Source organism: Pseudobacteroides cellulosolvens ATCC 35603 = DSM 2933 (assembly GCF_001262605.1).
Classification (GTDB): Bacteria; Bacillota; Clostridia; order Acetivibrionales; family DSM-2933; genus Pseudobacteroides; species Pseudobacteroides cellulosolvens.
Window position 1 is genome coordinate 6,674,809 of sequence record NZ_LGTC01000001.1, and the last position, 18,063, is coordinate 6,692,871.

The 18,063-nt window shown below is 35.0% G+C and carries 14 protein-coding genes; 5 read left to right on the forward strand and 9 right to left on the reverse strand.

The features are described from left to right. Positions 1–50 precede the first annotated feature (50 nt). The 4 genes from Bccel_RS27620 to Bccel_RS27635 all read right to left on the reverse strand — a co-directional run bounded on the left by Bccel_RS27620 (position 51) and on the right by Bccel_RS27635 (position 5,196). The gene (locus Bccel_RS27620; RefSeq protein WP_050753949.1) at positions 51–2,198 is read right to left on the reverse strand and encodes a calcium-translocating P-type ATPase, PMCA-type; all 2,148 of its coding nucleotides are present in this window, start codon (positions 2,196–2,198) and stop codon (positions 51–53) included. A 62-nt stretch (positions 2,199–2,260) separates the two neighbouring features. Next, positions 2,261–3,016 (reverse strand): HAD-IC family P-type ATPase, encoded by a 756-nt coding sequence (locus Bccel_RS27625; protein ID WP_050753950.1) that lies wholly within the window; start codon positions 3,014–3,016, stop codon positions 2,261–2,263. Between the two features lie 19 nt (positions 3,017–3,035). After that, complete coding sequence (locus Bccel_RS27630; protein WP_036940100.1) at positions 3,036–3,623, reverse strand: TerD family protein; 588 nt, start codon at positions 3,621–3,623, stop codon at positions 3,036–3,038. Positions 3,624–4,023: 400 nt separating this feature from the next. Beyond that, positions 4,024–5,196 carry a hypothetical protein gene (locus tag Bccel_RS27635; protein WP_036940103.1) on the reverse strand — a complete coding sequence of 391 codons (1,173 nt, stop codon included), beginning with the start codon at positions 5,194–5,196 and terminating at the stop codon, positions 4,024–4,026. A 241-nt stretch (positions 5,197–5,437) separates the two neighbouring features. On the opposite strand from Bccel_RS27635, the gene Bccel_RS27640 reads away from it, so the two are divergent. Continuing rightward, the gene (locus Bccel_RS27640; protein ID WP_036940106.1) at positions 5,438–6,991 is read left to right on the forward strand and encodes a transglutaminase-like domain-containing protein; all 1,554 of its coding nucleotides are present in this window, start codon (positions 5,438–5,440) and stop codon (positions 6,989–6,991) included. A gap of 29 nt (positions 6,992–7,020) precedes the next feature. Here Bccel_RS27640 and Bccel_RS27645 read toward each other — a convergent pair whose 3' ends face one another. Then, positions 7,021–7,977 carry a hypothetical protein gene (locus Bccel_RS27645; protein ID WP_036940109.1) on the reverse strand — a complete coding sequence of 319 codons (957 nt, stop codon included), beginning with the start codon at positions 7,975–7,977 and terminating at the stop codon, positions 7,021–7,023. Positions 7,978–8,176: 199 nt separating this feature from the next. On the opposite strand from Bccel_RS27645, the gene Bccel_RS27650 reads away from it, so the two are divergent. From Bccel_RS27650 to Bccel_RS27660, 4 genes are all read left to right on the forward strand, one after another. Then, positions 8,177–9,367 (forward strand): M24 family metallopeptidase, encoded by a 1,191-nt coding sequence (locus Bccel_RS27650; RefSeq protein ID WP_036940111.1) that lies wholly within the window; start codon positions 8,177–8,179, stop codon positions 9,365–9,367. 394 nt (positions 9,368–9,761) lie between these two features. After that, positions 9,762–10,625 (forward strand): D-alanyl-D-alanine dipeptidase, encoded by an 864-nt coding sequence (gene ddpX, locus Bccel_RS27655; RefSeq protein WP_050753951.1) that lies wholly within the window; start codon positions 9,762–9,764, stop codon positions 10,623–10,625. A gap of 298 nt (positions 10,626–10,923) precedes the next feature. Continuing rightward, entirely contained in the window at positions 10,924–11,073 is a 150-nt protein-coding gene (locus Bccel_RS29370) for a Spo0E family sporulation regulatory protein-aspartic acid phosphatase (RefSeq protein ID WP_081926861.1), read from the forward strand. A 204-nt stretch (positions 11,074–11,277) separates the two neighbouring features. Then, the gene (locus tag Bccel_RS27660; protein ID WP_036940114.1) at positions 11,278–11,466 is read left to right on the forward strand and encodes a hypothetical protein; all 189 of its coding nucleotides are present in this window, start codon (positions 11,278–11,280) and stop codon (positions 11,464–11,466) included. Positions 11,467–11,640: 174 nt separating this feature from the next. Here the strand turns inward: Bccel_RS27660 and Bccel_RS27665 are convergent, their stop codons facing one another. From Bccel_RS27665 to Bccel_RS27675, 4 genes are all read right to left on the reverse strand, one after another. After that, positions 11,641–13,128: a methyl-accepting chemotaxis protein gene (locus Bccel_RS27665; protein WP_036940117.1), complete on the reverse strand. Its 1,488-nt coding sequence runs from the start codon at positions 13,126–13,128 to the stop codon at positions 11,641–11,643. A 363-nt stretch (positions 13,129–13,491) separates the two neighbouring features. Beyond that, positions 13,492–15,999, reverse strand: coding sequence for a M4 family metallopeptidase (locus Bccel_RS27670; RefSeq protein ID WP_050753952.1), 2,508 nt, complete (start codon positions 15,997–15,999; stop codon positions 13,492–13,494). Between the two features lie 47 nt (positions 16,000–16,046). Further along, positions 16,047–16,196: a hypothetical protein gene (locus tag Bccel_RS30555; RefSeq protein WP_160317766.1), complete on the reverse strand. Its 150-nt coding sequence runs from the start codon at positions 16,194–16,196 to the stop codon at positions 16,047–16,049. Between the two features lie 209 nt (positions 16,197–16,405). After that, positions 16,406–18,049: a DEAD/DEAH box helicase gene (locus tag Bccel_RS27675; protein WP_036940121.1), complete on the reverse strand. Its 1,644-nt coding sequence runs from the start codon at positions 18,047–18,049 to the stop codon at positions 16,406–16,408. Between the last annotated feature and the right edge of the window lie 14 nt (positions 18,050–18,063).

Sequence of the window (18,063 nt, forward strand, 5' to 3'; positions counted from 1 at the left end):
ATATGTATTGGTCAAAATGCGTTCTGTAACAGCCTCATTTCCATATATCTTTATTTTAAAATTGCTTTTCCTATAGTTCTAAAAATTCCGCTAAGTATTAATGTACCTATACCTACAAGTATTATTTTACCCCACATGATAAGAGGAAGCGGCTGTGTATTGAAGAATGTGCCGCCAAAGGATGTGATTAACACTTGTACTACTACAATGATACCTAATACGGTAAGGAAGCTTTTGCTCTGACCAAGATTCTTAAAGACCGAAGCACCCATCTTGACAGACCTTGCATTAAACATGTTAAATACCTGCATGAATATATATGTTGTAAAAAGTACTGATGAGAATGCATATTTGGTGGCCTCAGCTTTTTCAAGTTCGGCTATACTGCTTACACCAAATGCATTTGCTACACCCATGATGTCAAATGCCTGCAGTGCTATAATAAACAACATAAAACATACGCCCATTGTACCGATATTATAAAACATGGTCTTAGTTACAAAGGACTCAGTACGTCTCTTAGGCTGATCCTTCATAATATCACCGCGAGATGGCTCAAGTCCAAATGCCAGTGCAGCAAGGGTATCCATAACCAGGTTAACCCACAGAAGCTGTATAACTGTCAAAGGTATGGACTTAAAGTTTGAATTCGGGAAGAATATCATAAGTATGGGACTAAGTATTGCAATCATAAGTGCTGAAAAGTTAATAGTAAGCTGGAACTGGAGGAACTTTTGAATGTTTTCATAAAGAGTACGTCCCCATTTTACAGCCTTTACAATACTTCCGAAATTATCGTCAGTCAATACTATATCACTGGCTTCCTTGGCAACATCGGTACCGCGAAGTCCCATGGATATACCAACATCAGCTTTCTTAAGTGCAGGAGCATCATTTGTACCGTCGCCTGTAACTGCAACAACTTTGTTTTTAGACTGGATAAGGTTAACCAGCCTTTCCTTGTCTGAAGGCGTAGCACGTGCCAATACTTTTAGCTTGTCCAGTACCTTTAATATTTTATCATCAGAGCTTTCTCTGAATTCAGTACCTTCCATTGCAGCAAAATCACCCTTCGCAAGGCCGATTTCTTTTGCTATGGCAGTAGCAGTTTTAATGTTATCACCTGTAACCATTTTAACATCAATGCCGGCAGAATGTGCAACTTCAACAGCTGCAGGAACATCTTCCCGTATAGGATCGCTTATTCCCACAAGTCCTAAAAGGATAAGATCATTTTCAACATTCAATGTTGAATGGAATTTCTCGCTGGATTCAACTTTATACGCAAGGGCAATGATTCTCATTGCTTTATCGCTCATTTCAGAAATAAATGAGTCCAGACTTGCCTTATGCTTATTTATATCCTCAACCTTTGAATCAACTATTATATTTTTACAAAAGCTTATTATCTTTTCCGGAGCACCTTTTACATATGTTATTCTGCATTGATCGGTAACACCGCAGTTTTTGCCGTCATCCAGTACCTGGCAGTTTTTGCATGTGTCGTATCCTGATGTTGAAGACATCATTTTTTTCTCGGATGAGAATGGAATTCTGTGGTAAACAGGGGTGTCTTCACGGAGCTGATGGAAATCTACTCCGAAAGATCCGATCCATGACAGTAATGCACCTTCTGTTGAGTTACCTACAACCTTGTAAGTACCGTCTTCGTCCTTAACAAAATCTGCTGTTGAGTTTACAGTCAAAAGATATTTAAGTATGTTGAAGTAGTTGTGATCCTTTATTTTATTAAAGGAATCCTTATTATACTTCTGACCGGCAAATAAAACCTCTTGAACTGTCATCTGGTTTTTGGTAAGGGTTCCTGTCTTGTCACTGCAAATAACATTAACAGAACCAATTGTCTCGGTTGCCATCATCTTACGGACAAGGTTGTTATCCTGACGTATCTTCCTCATACTGAGTGCAAGACTTATTGTAACGGCCATGGGCAGCCCTTCAGGAACGGCAACAACTATGATTGTAACAGCAACAATGAAATAGTTGAGTATGGTTTGTATATTTTCCACTACATTATCGGGAGTTATGGCAAAGAATGACATGTAGACCAAAAACAGAGCAGCTAATAAAGAACCACCAATAGAAGCAATTTTTTTCACGTTCCCCTTGCCAAGGAACAATCCCAAACCGCTAATTGCTGCTATAGCCAGAATACCGATAATTGCTGTTGTCTGCATTGATGAGCTTATTGCACCAAAACCACCTTTTAAAAGTGACGATGCGAAAAGGGAGAAGAAAATCAGCACTGCAGCAGATGTACCGACTTTGCTGATGAGGCCTGCAAGATCTGCCAGCTTGATCTGAAGGGAGTTTGATCCTCTTCTTTTCTGGAGAGCGACCTTAATATTTCACCCATCTGCATTTTTTCACCTACGGCTGTAACAATGGCCTTTCCTTGTCCTGATACAACTACGGTACCGCCTATGATCTTTTCGTCTTCTTCTGATTTGTTTACTGCAAGAGATTCTCCTGTCATAAGAGATTCATCTATAAGTAGGTCTACACTGTTTATAAGAGTAGCATCAGCAGGTACTTTGTCACCGCTTTCAACCTCTAAAATATCTCCTACAACCAGCTCATGGGTTGATATAACATTTAATGTACCATTTCTTATGACTTTTACCTGTATGTTTTCATTGTCCTTCTTTAGAGTCTCAAAGGCTTGGTCAGCTTTGTATTCGCTCAGGAAGCCAACTCCGGTAGCAATGGCTACAGCGATAAATATACCGATGCCTTCCCAGGGAACATGACCTTCGTAAAACCCTAATAACACAGAAATTGCAGCACATATACAAAGAATAATGATAGTAGGGTCTTTGAACTTTTCAAGAAATTGTTTCCATAATGGGTCTTTTTCCAAAGGTGTAATTTCATTTTTTCCATACTTGTTTCTGTTATTAATTACAGCATCATCCGTTAAGCCTTTATGAGGATCTGAATTATACTCTTTTAAAAACTTTTCTGCACTTTTGTAAATTTTCGTTTTATTATCCATAGTTACTCTCCATTGTAGTTTATTGATATCTCATTACGATGTCTTTAAGCCCAAGATCATTAGTGCCTTCACCAATTGCAGCAAATTTCCAGTCAGCGTTGTACCTGTAAATTTCACCAACCATCAAAGCAGTTTTGCCAGCATAGTTTTCAGTGAGGTTATACTTCAACATTTCCTGATTGCCTTGTGGATTGACAATTCTTATAAAAGCGTTATTAACCATGCCGAAGTCCTGCTTTCTATTTGCACAGTCATAGATATTTACTACAAAAACCAGCTTGTGAACATCTGATGGAACTCTCGACAAATCTACAAGTATCTGCTCGTCGTCTCCATCACCTTCTCCTGTCAGGTTGTCACCTGTATGAACAACGCTTTGGCAAGGGCTTTTAAGGTTTCCGAAGTATATGATGTGTTCCTTGCGGGTAATTCTGTTATTAGCATCTAACATCAATACAGATGCATCACAGTCAAAATTAACATTGTTAAAAAGGCCTCTTAAAAGTCCTGGCTTTATAGGATCCCATCCTAATCCTACCATCAGTTTTGAAATAGATGTTCCTTTTGTTAAATCAATTCTTTGTCCTTTTTGAAGATTAATACTCATAATTCTCATCCTCCGTAATTTTTTAATATTTTAACCAAAAAACCATTTCAAATGCAATTATAGATCATACTACTATTAATATACACTTTTAAGGTTAAAGCTTCAGATACCCTAGAAGACTTTACAGAATAATATTTATGGATAAACTATTTAAATAATATTAATTAATTCTATTAAATTTATTTAAATAATTTATTGCTATATAAATAATTTACACTATCAAGTCCAAAAAAGCAAATAAAATGATATGTTTTGCATAAAGTATTATGAAAAACAAAAACTATCTTTGATAAAAAGTGAAGTAAGGAATGATTAATATATTACTAAAATTGAAAAGTAATATTAATATTATATTACAAAAATCCAAAATTCTCAATAAGGGCATTTCAAAAAATACTTTTCAATTAAACTCCTTTTTTACTTTTTCGTATATATAATCTTTAATAATTTGCTTTTGTTTTTCCATATAGCTGTTTAGAATATCTTCGATGTATTCTGATAATAATTTTGCACCATAATGGCTATTTATTTTGTATGGCCCGCTCCTATAGCATCCTTCGTCCCACTGTAAGCTGGTATTGATTGTAAAGTAAAATACCGGAATAAGATATTGTAGTTTTTCCTCAAGCCTTTTTTCAAGAAAACTCAAATTAAGCCTTTCAATAATATAGTCATTAACAAAGCTGATCTTAAAACAGTAATGCTTACTTTCGCTGTCAGTACTTATAAAATGTTCTATTCTGTAATCACTCTCTATGCTGCTTTTGAACATATACTCGGCTTCTTCGGATGAAGGTATGGGAAATGAATAAGCAGGTGAGTTGGTGTAATAATCCTTAAATATATCCTGCCTTGACTTATCTAAGGAATTATACTTGTATTTTATCAAATAACGGCATAAGTCATTTATAAACACTTTACAGTATTCACTGAAACAGGATCTCTCCTTTGATGATGAATAGCTCTTACATATATCATTACTTGAATTCAATACACAATTCATAATATTAAAAGCAAGATCAGAATCATCATCTGAGGATTCATCAAAATCAATATCCAAATTCAATGCAAGCTCAGTACTTTCAAAAACTCTGCAATTAAGGGCAATCTCTATGGCTTTCTTGTACTTAATCAAAAAATCCTTGTTTTGTATTCGACCTAAAAAGTGCATGGCTTCATCCAATTGAGTAATTACTTCTAAAGATTCGTAGTCTAATGAGGTTTCATGTCCTTTGAATATACTGACCAGGGAGCTTATTACATCATCACTTTCTTTTTGCTTTTTATAATTTGTTTCCTGCAAAGATGCCTTTTTATCATTTAATTTTTTATATATATGCTCATATGACAGTTTTAAAATTAAGCCGGATGAAAGCAAGAGGTCGGTAAACTCCTCTGTATATTTAAATTCAATTTCAAGAGAAAAAGGATTATCATTATGTAAAGTGTCTTCAAACACGAAATTAACAGTGCATAAGTCCTTGGATATAGCTGGAATAAGCTTATCCAAAGAATTTGTTTCAGATTCATTATTACTTAACTTGCTAAAAAACAGATTTAGATATTTTGACATATTAAAAGTTCCTTTCGGAAAAAATTAATGGTGCTTTTTATATCGCAATAATTTATAATTATATAATAAGCAACTATTCTTTTATGTTTGTCTATTAATTTTATCACAACAATTGTATATATTAAAATAAATAAAATTATTTAATAGTAAATATATATATAAACTGATTAATTTTGTATATATGCTATTAAGTTATTTTTAGGGCATTTATTTAAAACCTTTATAAAGGAGTCGGGAGAAATTGGCAAAAAAGCTTATAGTAGCAATTGCATTTATATTTATTGTTATGCTTGCAGCATCATTGCAAAATACCAAGATACAGAATCAGCAGGAAATGCATTTTACACCCGGTAAGGACGAAAAATATGTGTCTTTATTATCACCACCCTCTTTTAAGCAGCTGATGTCGGTAAGTGAGCTTCTGGTAAAAGTGGAAGGCAAGCAGAAGACTGGGGAGATAGATGCTGCTAATAAGCTGATTATGGACTATCTAAAAAATTATAAGTCAAGTATAAGTGAGATGGAAATGAAGCTTTTAAGTGATGAAATTGAGAGAATTAGAAGAGTACCTTTAGATTACAAACTTGATGAGAATAGTCTTTTTACTGAGCTTTCAAGAAGCATTAGAGGATTTGGTAAAAATGAATTTATAAAATGGCAGAAGGAAGGTAGATTTGACTTCAAGACCATAAACGGCAGGAAAATGTTTATGAATTCAAGTAAAAGTAACCTCTTTTTCAGGTATCCCGAGCTTAATGCAAGAAGAATTGATTATAACAGGAACATCAATTTTGCTAACGAGGTATATGCTGCCGTCAGTGCAATAAAAAACGGAAAGGCATCAAGTGACGGTATTGTGAGACTTCCCCGAAAAACACAGATAAGCCACAGCTTAGCCTTAAATGATGGTGTTGTCAATAAAGGTACAAAGCTTTCATGCTGGATTCCTTACCCTATCAAATCCGACCATCAGGACAATATAAAATTAATATCATCCTCATATGCTGTAAAATCAATTGATAATGAAAAAAGCTCAATAAGATCTGCTTATTTTGAGATAACAACAAACAGCACCAAACCATTACCATTTGAAATTGTGTACAGTTATACTTCCTATAGCCATTACAGGAAGGTGGATCCGATAAAGGTAGGTAAATATGATGAGAGCAGTGAGCTTTATAAAAAATATACCGCAGATGAGCCCCATATTTCATTTGGCGAAAGAATAAAAAGCCTCGCTAAGAAGATTGTAGGAAGTGAAACAAATCCATATAAAAAGGCAAACAAAATTTATAATTGGATCTGTGACAATATAAAATACAGCTATGCTGTGGAGTATTCCACAATAAGAAATATAAGCGAGTATACTTTGGAACATGGCTATGGCGACTGCGGCCAGCAAGCTCTTTTATTTATAAGTCTATGCCGCAGTGAAGGAATACCGGCTCGCTGGCAGTCGGGATTAACAACTTATAAAAGCCGTCAGTTTATACATGATTGGGCTGAAATTTATATCGAACCATACGGGTGGATTCCGGTTGATACCTATATGGGAGTATATTTTACATCTGTATCGGATGCATTGGATAGCAAAAAAAGCAGGGAAATAAGAGATTTTTATTTTGGTAATATGGATTACTTTAGGATGGTAGCTAATAAAGGTCATTTCCTTGAACTGAAACCAGGAAAAAAGTATTTAAGGTCTGATACAGTTGATTTCCAAAGGGGTGAAATTGAAAGCGGCAGCAGGAACTTTTATTTCAATGAATGGAAGTTCAAGTATAAAGTTAATTAAAAACCTTAAATAAGACTACCGGCTTGAGATTATAAAAACTCATAACTTCCCTTCCATCCGAGGGACTTTCCTTTTAGAACTTTCATAGAATTTCCATTGATAAGATTAAAATACACTTTGCCATAAGACTCAGCAAAGACTGATGGAAGTTCAGGAGAAAGGTATTCAAACTTGCCAAGGCCATAATCTCTGTCGATCTTGGCCTTAAGCTTATATGCTCCATTAGGTGAGGAGATTGTAAAGGAGTCAGCAATTGATTTTTTTGCAGGGCCTGAGTCCGAGGACTTGCCATAAGTACCTGCTTTGCCGTTGCTGTAACGGATTTGACCTCGCCAGGAAGAGGCTTGAACCTGTAATCCGTAGTATTTTTCTAGTAAAACATCTTCCAATGCGGTTGTATTAACAACTATTCCAACTTTTTTTGGTGTGAAGCTGAATTTTACCGCTTCCTTTAAAACACAAACACCGGAATTTATAGTGTTATATCCTTGTACCATATTTTCTATATTAACTTCTACGTTTCCATAGTATGGTTTGCCTTTTGAAATAGCTTGGCCATTAACCTTTACAGAGAGTCCAATCATTTTTGAAGTGGCTACGCCTGTGCCGGTTAATTTGCTTCCATGCCAGCCTCCTGTGAAAACAGGTAGGCTTCCATCCCCTTTAGAAAGGCATTTTACCATATATGGACCTAGCCAGTCTGTATTTGATTTCAAAAAAAGCTTTGATTTGCGGGTGATCCATGGATTAATTTTATAGGGATTGTTTGTTATGTAAATAGAGTTTAGATCAAAGGAATTATTGACTCCACTTGGACCAAAAACAAGGTGCATGTCAACTTTTGGGTTGTACTTGAATGTAACATGTACATTAGATCCCTGCCACACTACGGCTTGCTGGGGTGAATTATCAGCAGATATTTGGGTCTCAGCTAAAAGACCTATTATAATGTAAATTGGAAGTATTAAAAACAAAATTTTTTTCATAATTAAAAGTCCTCTTTAGTTAAAAATTGCTATATATGTTAAAAAAGGTTTTGCATATATATTAGAAGGTGTAAATAATGTTGCAATTATTACTTTTAATATATTCCATATATTTTGAAAATAAATTAATATATAAATATAATATCGTATATTAATGATATATTATAAATAGAAATTATTATAACACAGGAGAATAGCTATGGAAACACAGGTGCCAAAAACAGAACTTGATATAAGGATGAAACAATTTAGAGAAAGAATGGACAAAGATAAGCCGGAATGGGAAATAGCAATTATATTCAGCAAGATAAATCAATATTACTTTACAGGAACTATGCAGGAAGGAATGCTTGTAATATCAAGGGATGGTGATGCAATATACTGGATAAGAAGAAGTTTTGAGCGGGCAAAGATGGAGTCGGCATTCACGGAATTGAGACAGATGGAAAGTTTCAGAGATGCTGTTCGGGCATACGAAAAATTGCCTGATACTGTATATATCGAAACAGAAATTCTTCCATTAGCATACTATCAAAGGTTTCAAAAGTACTTCCCATTTAAGGAGTTTAAATCCCTTGATTTGCAGGTTATGGCTGTGAGATCGGTAAAAAGTCAATATGAGCTAGCATTAATGGAAGAAGCAGGACGAATACATAGAAGGGTCCTTGAGGACAGGGTTCCGCAGCTTTTAAAGGAGGGCATGAGTGAAGCAGACCTGGCAGTACAGCTATATTCTATCATGATTGAGGAAGGGCACCATGGAATATCACGTTTTAGCATGTTTGATACAGATATTGGTTTAGGACATATTTGCTTTGGGGAAAGCTCATTATATCCTACATATTTTAATGGTCCTGGCGGACACATGGGTTTGGGACCTGCTACACCGCTTTTGGGGAGTAGGGAGAGAAAACTTAAAAATGGAGATCTTGTGTTTATTGATATCGGGTGTGGTACTGAAGGCTATCATACCGATAAGACGATGACTTATATGTTTGGAAAAAAGCTTTCTGATGAAGTCATTGCAGAACATGAAAAGTGTGTGAAGATACAAAATGACATTGCCGGTATGTTAAAGCCGGGAGAAGTGCCTGCAACTATTTATAAAACTGTAATGGGCAAATTAAACTCGGAATTTCTTGATAACTTTATGGGCTATGGACAAAGAAGGGTTAAATTTTTAGGACATGGAATAGGTCTGCAGATAGATGAGCTTCCTGTTATTGCAGAAGGCTTCAACGAGCCTATAAGAGAAAATATGGTCTTTGCACTTGAACCGAAGAAGGGGATTCAAAATGTTGGTATGGTTGGTATAGAAAACACATTTATTGTTACTCAGGATGGCGGAAGATGCATTACAGGCAGTAATGCCGGGTTAATATATATATAGATTAAGGAATGATTAAAACATAACTTCCGATTATGAAGAGCAGATATAAACAAATAGGACCTTGGGGACTATGTCCTCAAGATCCTATTTGCAGGATAGCGTTAAAGAAGCACTAAATTTATCTTAAAGCCTCAAACGCAAGGCGTTTGAGAGTTTAAGCGAAATATAATATTTAATGCCTGGGAAATCATGGTGCATTATACGCCGCAATTTTCCACGACAACATCAAAATTGACAAAATCATTTCATGATTTTGTTCTTTGCAGCAGGTAAACTTCCTAGTATTTTATGAAGTTAACACTACTTGGCACAAACTTTTGCTTTATCAGCAATTCATAATATCATAACTAAAAATATAAATCAATTACCACAAAGGTGAATACAGGTGAATACTATGATAAAAAAGCGTTTTTGTTTATTTTTATCCATTTTTATAATATTTTTTATACTATTTAGCTATACATTGCATACAGAAGAGATCAGTTCCAGCCAAACTATACCTATTACAACAAAGCCTAGTATATCAATGCTTGATACAATAAGCACACCAACAATAATCATATCTGCAGCTAATAAAACAACAACCAATACACTAACAACTAATACATATATACCAACAACCAATATAAAAATAAACAATTCACGCGTGTCAAAGACACCGATAACCATACCACAAACTCCGACACCTGGTGCCAAGGGAAAGGTTAAGGAAGTCAAGGGGCTTGTAGAGTTATTGAAGCTGGACAATACATTCGTAATTGATATTAAATATGCTACTAAAGATAACTTTACCAAGAAGGTAATTTACCCATCAGCCAAATGTATCATTAATAAAAATACTGCCTCAAAGCTAATAAAGGCAAATAACGAGTTTAAAAAACTAGGTTATACTATAAAAATTTTTGATGCATATAGGCCACATTCAGCACAGAAGATATTGTGGGATGCAGCCTTAGACAAATCATTTGTTGCCGATCCAAAAAAGGGTTCCAATCACAACAGAGGTGCAGCTGTTGATTTGACTTTGGTAGACAAATCAGGAAAAGAGTTACCCATGCCATCAAATTATGATGAATTTACAAAAAGAGCAAGGCTTGACTACAAGGACTGCTCTAAGGAACAAATTAATAACAGGGAGCTGCTGGGCAGAATTATGGTTAAATGTGGTTTTAAAAGAATAAGGAGCGAGTGGTGGCACTTTGATGATTCAAATGCAAAAAAATTTCCGGTTCTAGATATTCCATTTGATAAGTTTTAATTATACAACTACTACTATTTTTACATTTTGCTTATAATGTATGTAAAAAAACAACATATTTATAGCTAACCGAATAAAATATGGAATAAAAAGTATATTAATATAATAATTGTATTGACATGTATAAAATGTTATTTTAAAATATGTATGTACTAAATGCACTGCATTTAATGGAAGGGTAAAGTGTTAATCTACTTATAATACTTGATGAAAAGGAATGGTATTAAATGTAAATGCCGCCTATTATAATAACATTCCTTTATATAATTTTAATATTTAATTTATTCTGGGGGTGACTATGGTTGAACAATTAGAAGATTTAAGAAGCAAGCTTCATGAAGTAATGGAGTCAGGAAGTACAGAAGATATTTTAAGGGTTAGTCAGGAATTAGACATTTTAATTATGATTTACACTCAAAAGACTATGGAAAATAGGTTATCAGATTAATTATCCACTAGTAAAGCACTTTAGACTTGGTCTTCAGTTGATGGTTGGTCCCAGGAGCAGGGCATTAACAACTGGTTATTTTAGGTTTAAAGTGTTTTATTTTTAAATAAAAATATATTATTAATATTGACAAAAAATTGGCAATTCCATAAAATAGTCATGTAAGTTATGTTAAATACTATAATTCATTGGAGAGAGGTTAATATGGATATTGAACTAGAATTGGTTAAACTGTGTAACGAGTTTCTTGTTTATGTCAATGAACTTCACAAGGATGACAGCATAGATACTGAAATGTTAAGCAAAATGAGTAGAAACAAAATGCAGTTTTTACAATCTCGTAAGGACAAATTAAGATCGTTTCCGAATGTTATTATAGCAAAATCATTGTAGTCTGTTTCATTGGGCTTAAAACTTCTAAAGAACAAACACCAATCAAATCTTCAAATATTATCACAAACATAGCTGAACTTACTCTTATACATAAAAACTTTACAAACAGTAGTATATATTTTGCAATATGAGTTTAATGCTTCATGCAAATATTGCAAAATATATACATACAATCTATTCATCCGATTTACTCTGTACAACAAGTTCCAGGCTATTACTGGATTTTTTTATTTGTTCTATCATTTTAAAAATGTTTTCAATACTATTATCCTGTTCCTCCACTGTTGCAAGCATTTCTTGCGTTGATGCAGATTGTTCTTCGGATATGCTGGCTATACTATCAGACTCTAAGTTTATATGCCCAAATATTTCTTTAATGCCTCCCACCATTTCCAATTCTTTTTCAATATATCGATCTATCTCTTCGAAAGAATTTATAATATTTTTAAAACTAAGGTTAACCTTTTGTACTATCTCTTCTCCAGCTTGTGTTGCCGCTTTTCCGTTCTGAACTTCTATCAGGACATTCTGGGTTTTGCTCTTAATCATATTTATTGTACTATTGATTATATTTACTGTTTTAGCACTTTCTTCAGCTAGCTTACGTACTTCATCAGCAACTACTGCAAATCCTCTTCCTTGTTCGCCAGCTCTCGCAGCCTCTATAGCAGCGTTTAAAGACAACATATTGGTTTGCTCGGCAATTTGAGTAATTCCCTCAAGAAATTCGTTAACTTCATCCATGCTTTTCTGAAGTTCTGATACTGTTTCAAAGGAGCTTTTGACGGAGTTGTTAATAATGCTCATTTGTTTGCTCATCTCAGTTATTTTTTCTGCTCCTTCAGATACAACATTTCGGGTGCTCTTTGATATATTAGACATCATATTTGAAATGTCTGTTGTTCCTGTTACTTTGTCAACTGCTTTACCGATCATATCATTAATCTGACAGATGCTGTCTGCTTGGCCCGACACACCCTTGGTTACTTCATTTACTGTTACAGTTACTCCTTTACTAGCTTCACTTACTGATTTCAAGCTGGTAAAACAATTGTCCACTTCAACATTTAATAATGATGTATTTGCTTTTACAGACTCCATGGTGTTTTGTATATTTTCCAGCAATGTAACTGCTTTTTTCTCTTTCTCTGCTATAGAACTAATTAATTCACTGCCCCACTTTGAAACAAAAAATAATATAATCATACAGAAATTCATAATACCAAAGAAGATATAATGGGTTTGGACATTTTCAATAGGATGCATTAAATTTCTTAATACCATAAAAACATCAAAAGCAACAATAAATGTTAGAAAGAACTTTTTATTCAAATACAGAGTTGCAAAGCTGACAACAATCCATAGGCATATATTTTGAATGAATTGACTGTTTTGTTTATCCATTCCGGCAATAGTCTGGAATGAGGACATGAACATACTTAATAGCAGCGAATAACACAATATATATGCTGTTAATTTTTCATGTTTCTTTTTAATAAGAAAATAAGCTGATGTCATAAGGCTTAAGCAGCTGGTTGTTATTGTAATGACGGTAATGGCATCAATCTGACGGACAAAGTTGCTGACAAACAGTATACATGAGAAGAGAAAAAGCACCTTATTTACCCTTAAGGTGTGATTGATTAAAAAAGAGTCTTTCATTAGCTTATATCCTCCCTATTAATTAAATTGGGTATTAAATTTCATTTTGAATTAGTATCCAAGAAAAAATGATATTGGGGAAAAAAGAAATAACTAAATATATAATTCGATATTTTAATAAAAATTCCTTTATGATCAGTATATATACATATTAAAATATTTTTTTGGCTTTTATTCGGCATACCCTATGAAGGGTAAGCTCACCTCATATCAGTGCTCAATTACCTCCCTTGGTTTAATAACTAAATTCATATTTTTAGCTGGTAAGGTAGGCACAATACACTTTTTTAAAGTTATTGCAGCATAATACAAAAGAAATTACAGTGCATGCTGCACCATAATTTCTTTTGTTGGAGTTAAGGTTTACCTTTTGCTCTCGCCTAAACAAAATGCACAATTGTCATAGCCGTTTATATGGGCATATTGGAGTGTATGATACCCTACCATGTTCGCTTTTGCCATTTTATCAACCCACTCACAGCCTTTTTTATGTATTTCACCGCTATTTCTATTTACAATATATTCGAAGGATGCGCCGTTTAATAAATTTATAACATGGGTTATGCTTGCAGACTGCTTACCTCCAAACAATTGTGAACAAAATGTCTGTAATTTACCGCTTGTATTGTCAGGAAACTTGATATAAATCCTCACATTGCTCTTATCAGACGGCTTAAAAGGAATATTCCTAATATAACTAACCTTGTTTGCATCAATAGTATAATAGTTGTATCGGCTTTCGCTTTTTTCAAGCTTGACACCTTCAAACTCTACTCCAACAGTCAACCTCTTTAATATTTTGAATTTTATCTTGGAGTTTTTCGGTATATCAGTCATATCAAGCCTCAAATCGCCTTTCTCGGCATTAGTAGGTGCCTGTAAATAAAAATCCAGCTCAACTACCCCTCCTTCAATAATGTCAACGACATTTACATTTCTCCACGCAAAATTGTTGCTTTGAGAAATAAACTTATTATACATCTCACCTGTAGTGATTATGGATTTATCCGGTGACGGGTCATCAGTGCTATCAAGCTCTGCGACAATGCAGAAATGCCCGAGCGGGGGAAGATTTGAAGCCTCCCATTTAATAGGAGCAGTAACAAACGTTTTGCCTGGAGCAAGATCAAATATACCTGCAGCTCCTATAATTTTCCACGTAGACGGATTGTTAAAAGATGAGGGATCTGTCCAATATACCTTAACGGCTGAACTTCCGGAAACCGATCCTCTGTTCTGAAGCCTTACATAAATATAATTATCTTGTCCAATTTCCACATTCTCACATAATGTATCATCACTCAAATCTGCAAATTCCTCCTTAGGATTTTCCACAAGATTGTTTCTTACTATTATATCAGGGCTAAGATAAAGAGTACCGACAGATGGAATGATTCCTGTATCTGTAAGACTATCTCTTACAAATATGTCAGGGCCGATTCCCACTGCAGTAAAGGCATTTTTAACAGTGTCTAATATTCTTAAGTATTCAGGATCGTTTTTATAAATTAAATCGACTGCATTTAGGCAAGCTTCCCTGCATTCTATAAATGTTGCGTTATTGTTACCAAGAAGACCGATGCTTAATGCATGGAAAAATATCTTCTCGATCTTTTCTCGCCCTATTCCAACTACTGAAATACCGCTATTAGGGTGGGTTCCGCCATTACACATCAAATAACAGGCATAGTTTACAAAACCGCTTGAATAATGGGGATCCTGACCGTTAAAATATCCTGTATTCATAGAATCCAATGAGCTTAGAAAATGATTGGGCTGACGCCAAACAGCATTGACATCGCTGGGGTTATTCATTATTCTTCCGGCATCTCCGGCAATTGTTGGGGTTGTACAGTCTTCAAATATTAAAAAGTCACCTCTGTCAACCATAACAGCAAATATATCGGAAAATGATTCGTTTAGTCCTCCGGCTTGATTGAAATAATCCAAATTTGCAGTATAATCCGTTACTCCATGAGTGAATTCATGGGCTGCAAAATCAAGGGTGTTTGTATAATCAAGCAATGATCCGTCTCCATCACCAAAAACTATACCTGTTCCTATCCAATACCCGTTATTTTCGTTATCTCCGTAATGTACACCTGCATAAAGAGGTGATCCATGGTTATCAAAACTATTCCAATTATGGGTGTTTTTAAAATAATCCACTACCTGCCCCAGAAATCTTAACGCATCAACTTCAGGACCTTGATGTAGTTTCCTAGGGCTTGACGCTGAGTTTTTCCAGTTATTATCTGAATCAAGGCTTATATTTGAATTTGTCGGGTCAATAAATAATCCATCACAATCACAAACCCGTATTGACGGTCCACCGGATGCAACTCTGGAGTTATCTATGAGTTTGTAGTTATTGCCATCCTTAAACGTCCTGATATTTCCAGAACCGCTGTAATAACCTGTTCCGCTTCCTGTTGAATCAGGCATCGCTTTAAGGTCGTTATGCTTTAATATTATGTTACCATTTATTGCATCTATGAAGTATTTGTTTATTGTAAGTTCTTTGTTTTCATAATTGACTATCCTTAATATCCAGGCAAGGTACCACTTTTCTTCATATTCAAAGATTTTAAGGGTGACTGGAACTGTTTCATCCAATTTTCCTTTTTTCATATCATTTATGGCTATTTCTACAGCCTTATCTGCATTTATTTTTGGCTCTGTATCTATATCAAGCTCTGGCTGGTATTTGTTTGAAATTCTTGTTATAGTACTGCTTTTATCGAATTGTACTCGTATAGTGCCTCCATGTACAGGAACACCATTAAAGCATTGCTGCATTGCAATTACAGTATTTCCATGTATATCTGAATTTGCCTTTAATGCTGTAAGATCCTTAAGAGGATTTTTCATTTTAAAAAGATTCTTGTGCTCGTTTAGAAACTCCTTGGCAGTTGCAATCAGTCTATTTTCACCCTTAATTTCATATGCCTCCGAAAGTAAACCCTTAATGGAAGCGGGGCAGCTAATTTCTCATCCCATCTTATCTTTAATTCGGGATCAATGCTAATCATTTTGCTAAGAATGGCATTTTGTTTTTCAGTAATCATAAAGTTCTCCTCCTTTTAAATAAATTAGTAAATTAGGTTGATTAAATTTTCTTAACTTTATGATATACCCGAAAAATTAGCTAAAGTTGTTATTTGTGGTGAATTGTAATTATAGTGTGGTGAAATGTTGTTTTTTAATGCTGGGCTGTATATGAAAAAAGCTACAATCCGTATAGAGATTGCAGCTTTAATTAGGTAAAGTTTAAAAACTAGCTTTTCGGCTTATATGCTTTTGGCTTCTTTTTTGACCTTGATTTTTCTATGTTAATTTTCTTACCCTTCATTTTATAGTTCTTCATTGATTCAAGAACCTCGGAGGCGTATTCTCTAGGTACTTCAACAAAAGTGTAGTTGTCGAATATTTCAATAGCTCCTATAAGCTTGCCGGGAAGACTTGTTGAGGAAGCTATGCCCTCGACTATATTCCTTGGCTGAATTTTGTTGATCCTTCCTATATTGATAAAAAGTCTGACCATTTCGCCATCTAATGAGGGAGAATCTTCATCAATTTCCTTGATAGGCAGTATTTGCTTACCTGTTTGTGCTGCATAGAGCTTTAATAGTGCTGCTGCAACATCATGGGATGTGATAAAATTCTCCTCGGTGTTTTGGTCGTTTAACGTGTTCACTATTTTTTCAACATAGCCTATATATTTATCGTATTGACCATCAAGTATGGCTTTTTTAATTGACTCAACCATACTGTTCATCTTGTTCTCTTCAACATCCGAGTAAGTCGGAGGCTTCATAAGGGTTATAGTTGATTTGGTATATCTTTGAATATCGCGAAGCTTATATATTTCTCGGCCTGTAACAAATGTAAAGGCTTTTCCCGATCTGCCTGCACGGCCTGTTCTTCCTATTCTGTGAACATAGTACTCTTCATCATTTGGAATATCATAGTTGAAAACCGCATCCACATCATCAACATCAATACCGCGGGCAGCAACATCGGTGGCGATACAGATGTCGAACTTGCCTTTTCTGAACCTGTTCATTACTTTATCTCGCTGTTCCTGACGCATATCACCATGAAGAGCCTCAGCGGAATAGCCCCTGGACTGCAGGTTTATAGCAAGCTCATCAACTCTTTTTTTAGTATTGCAGAACACAAGGGACAGCTTTATACTGTTTGTATCTATAAGTCTTGAAAGTACTTCTAGTTTGGCCCCTTCACTGACTTCCAGATAATATTGCTCAATGCTGGGAACAGTAAGCTCCTTGTGTGCGACCTTGATATGAATGGGATTTTTCTGATATTTTGTAGTAAGCTCTAAAATTTCCTTTGGCATAGTGGCAGAAAACAAAATCGTTTGTTTTTCTTCAGGAACTTTTTCCAAAATAACATCTATATCCTCTCTGAAGCCCATGTTGAGCATTTCATCAGCCTCATCAAGAATAACCATCTTTAAATTGGATAGCTTTAAGGTATGTCTTCTCATATGGTCCATAACACGTCCGGGAGTTCCTATTATTATCTGGGGACGTTTTTTTAAGGCCATTATCTGACGCTCTATAGGCTGTCCTCCATATATAGGAAGTATCTTAACCTTATTCTTGTACTTTGACACGTTTTTTAGTTCCTCTGCCGATTGTATTGCCAATTCTCTTGTAGGGCAGAGAACAAGTACCTGGATGCTTTCAAGGTTGGAATCAAGCATTTCTATGGCAGGTATGCCGAAGGCACAGGTTTTACCGGTACCGGTCTGGGCTTGCCCTATTACATCTTTTCCTTCCATTATGTGAGGTATGGATTTGGATTGGATTGAGGTTGCTTCCTCAAATCCCATTTCTGCTATAGCTTTCTGTACCTCTTCAGAAAGATTTAAATCTTTAAAAATTAAATTTTCCACTTGTATCTCCTTCT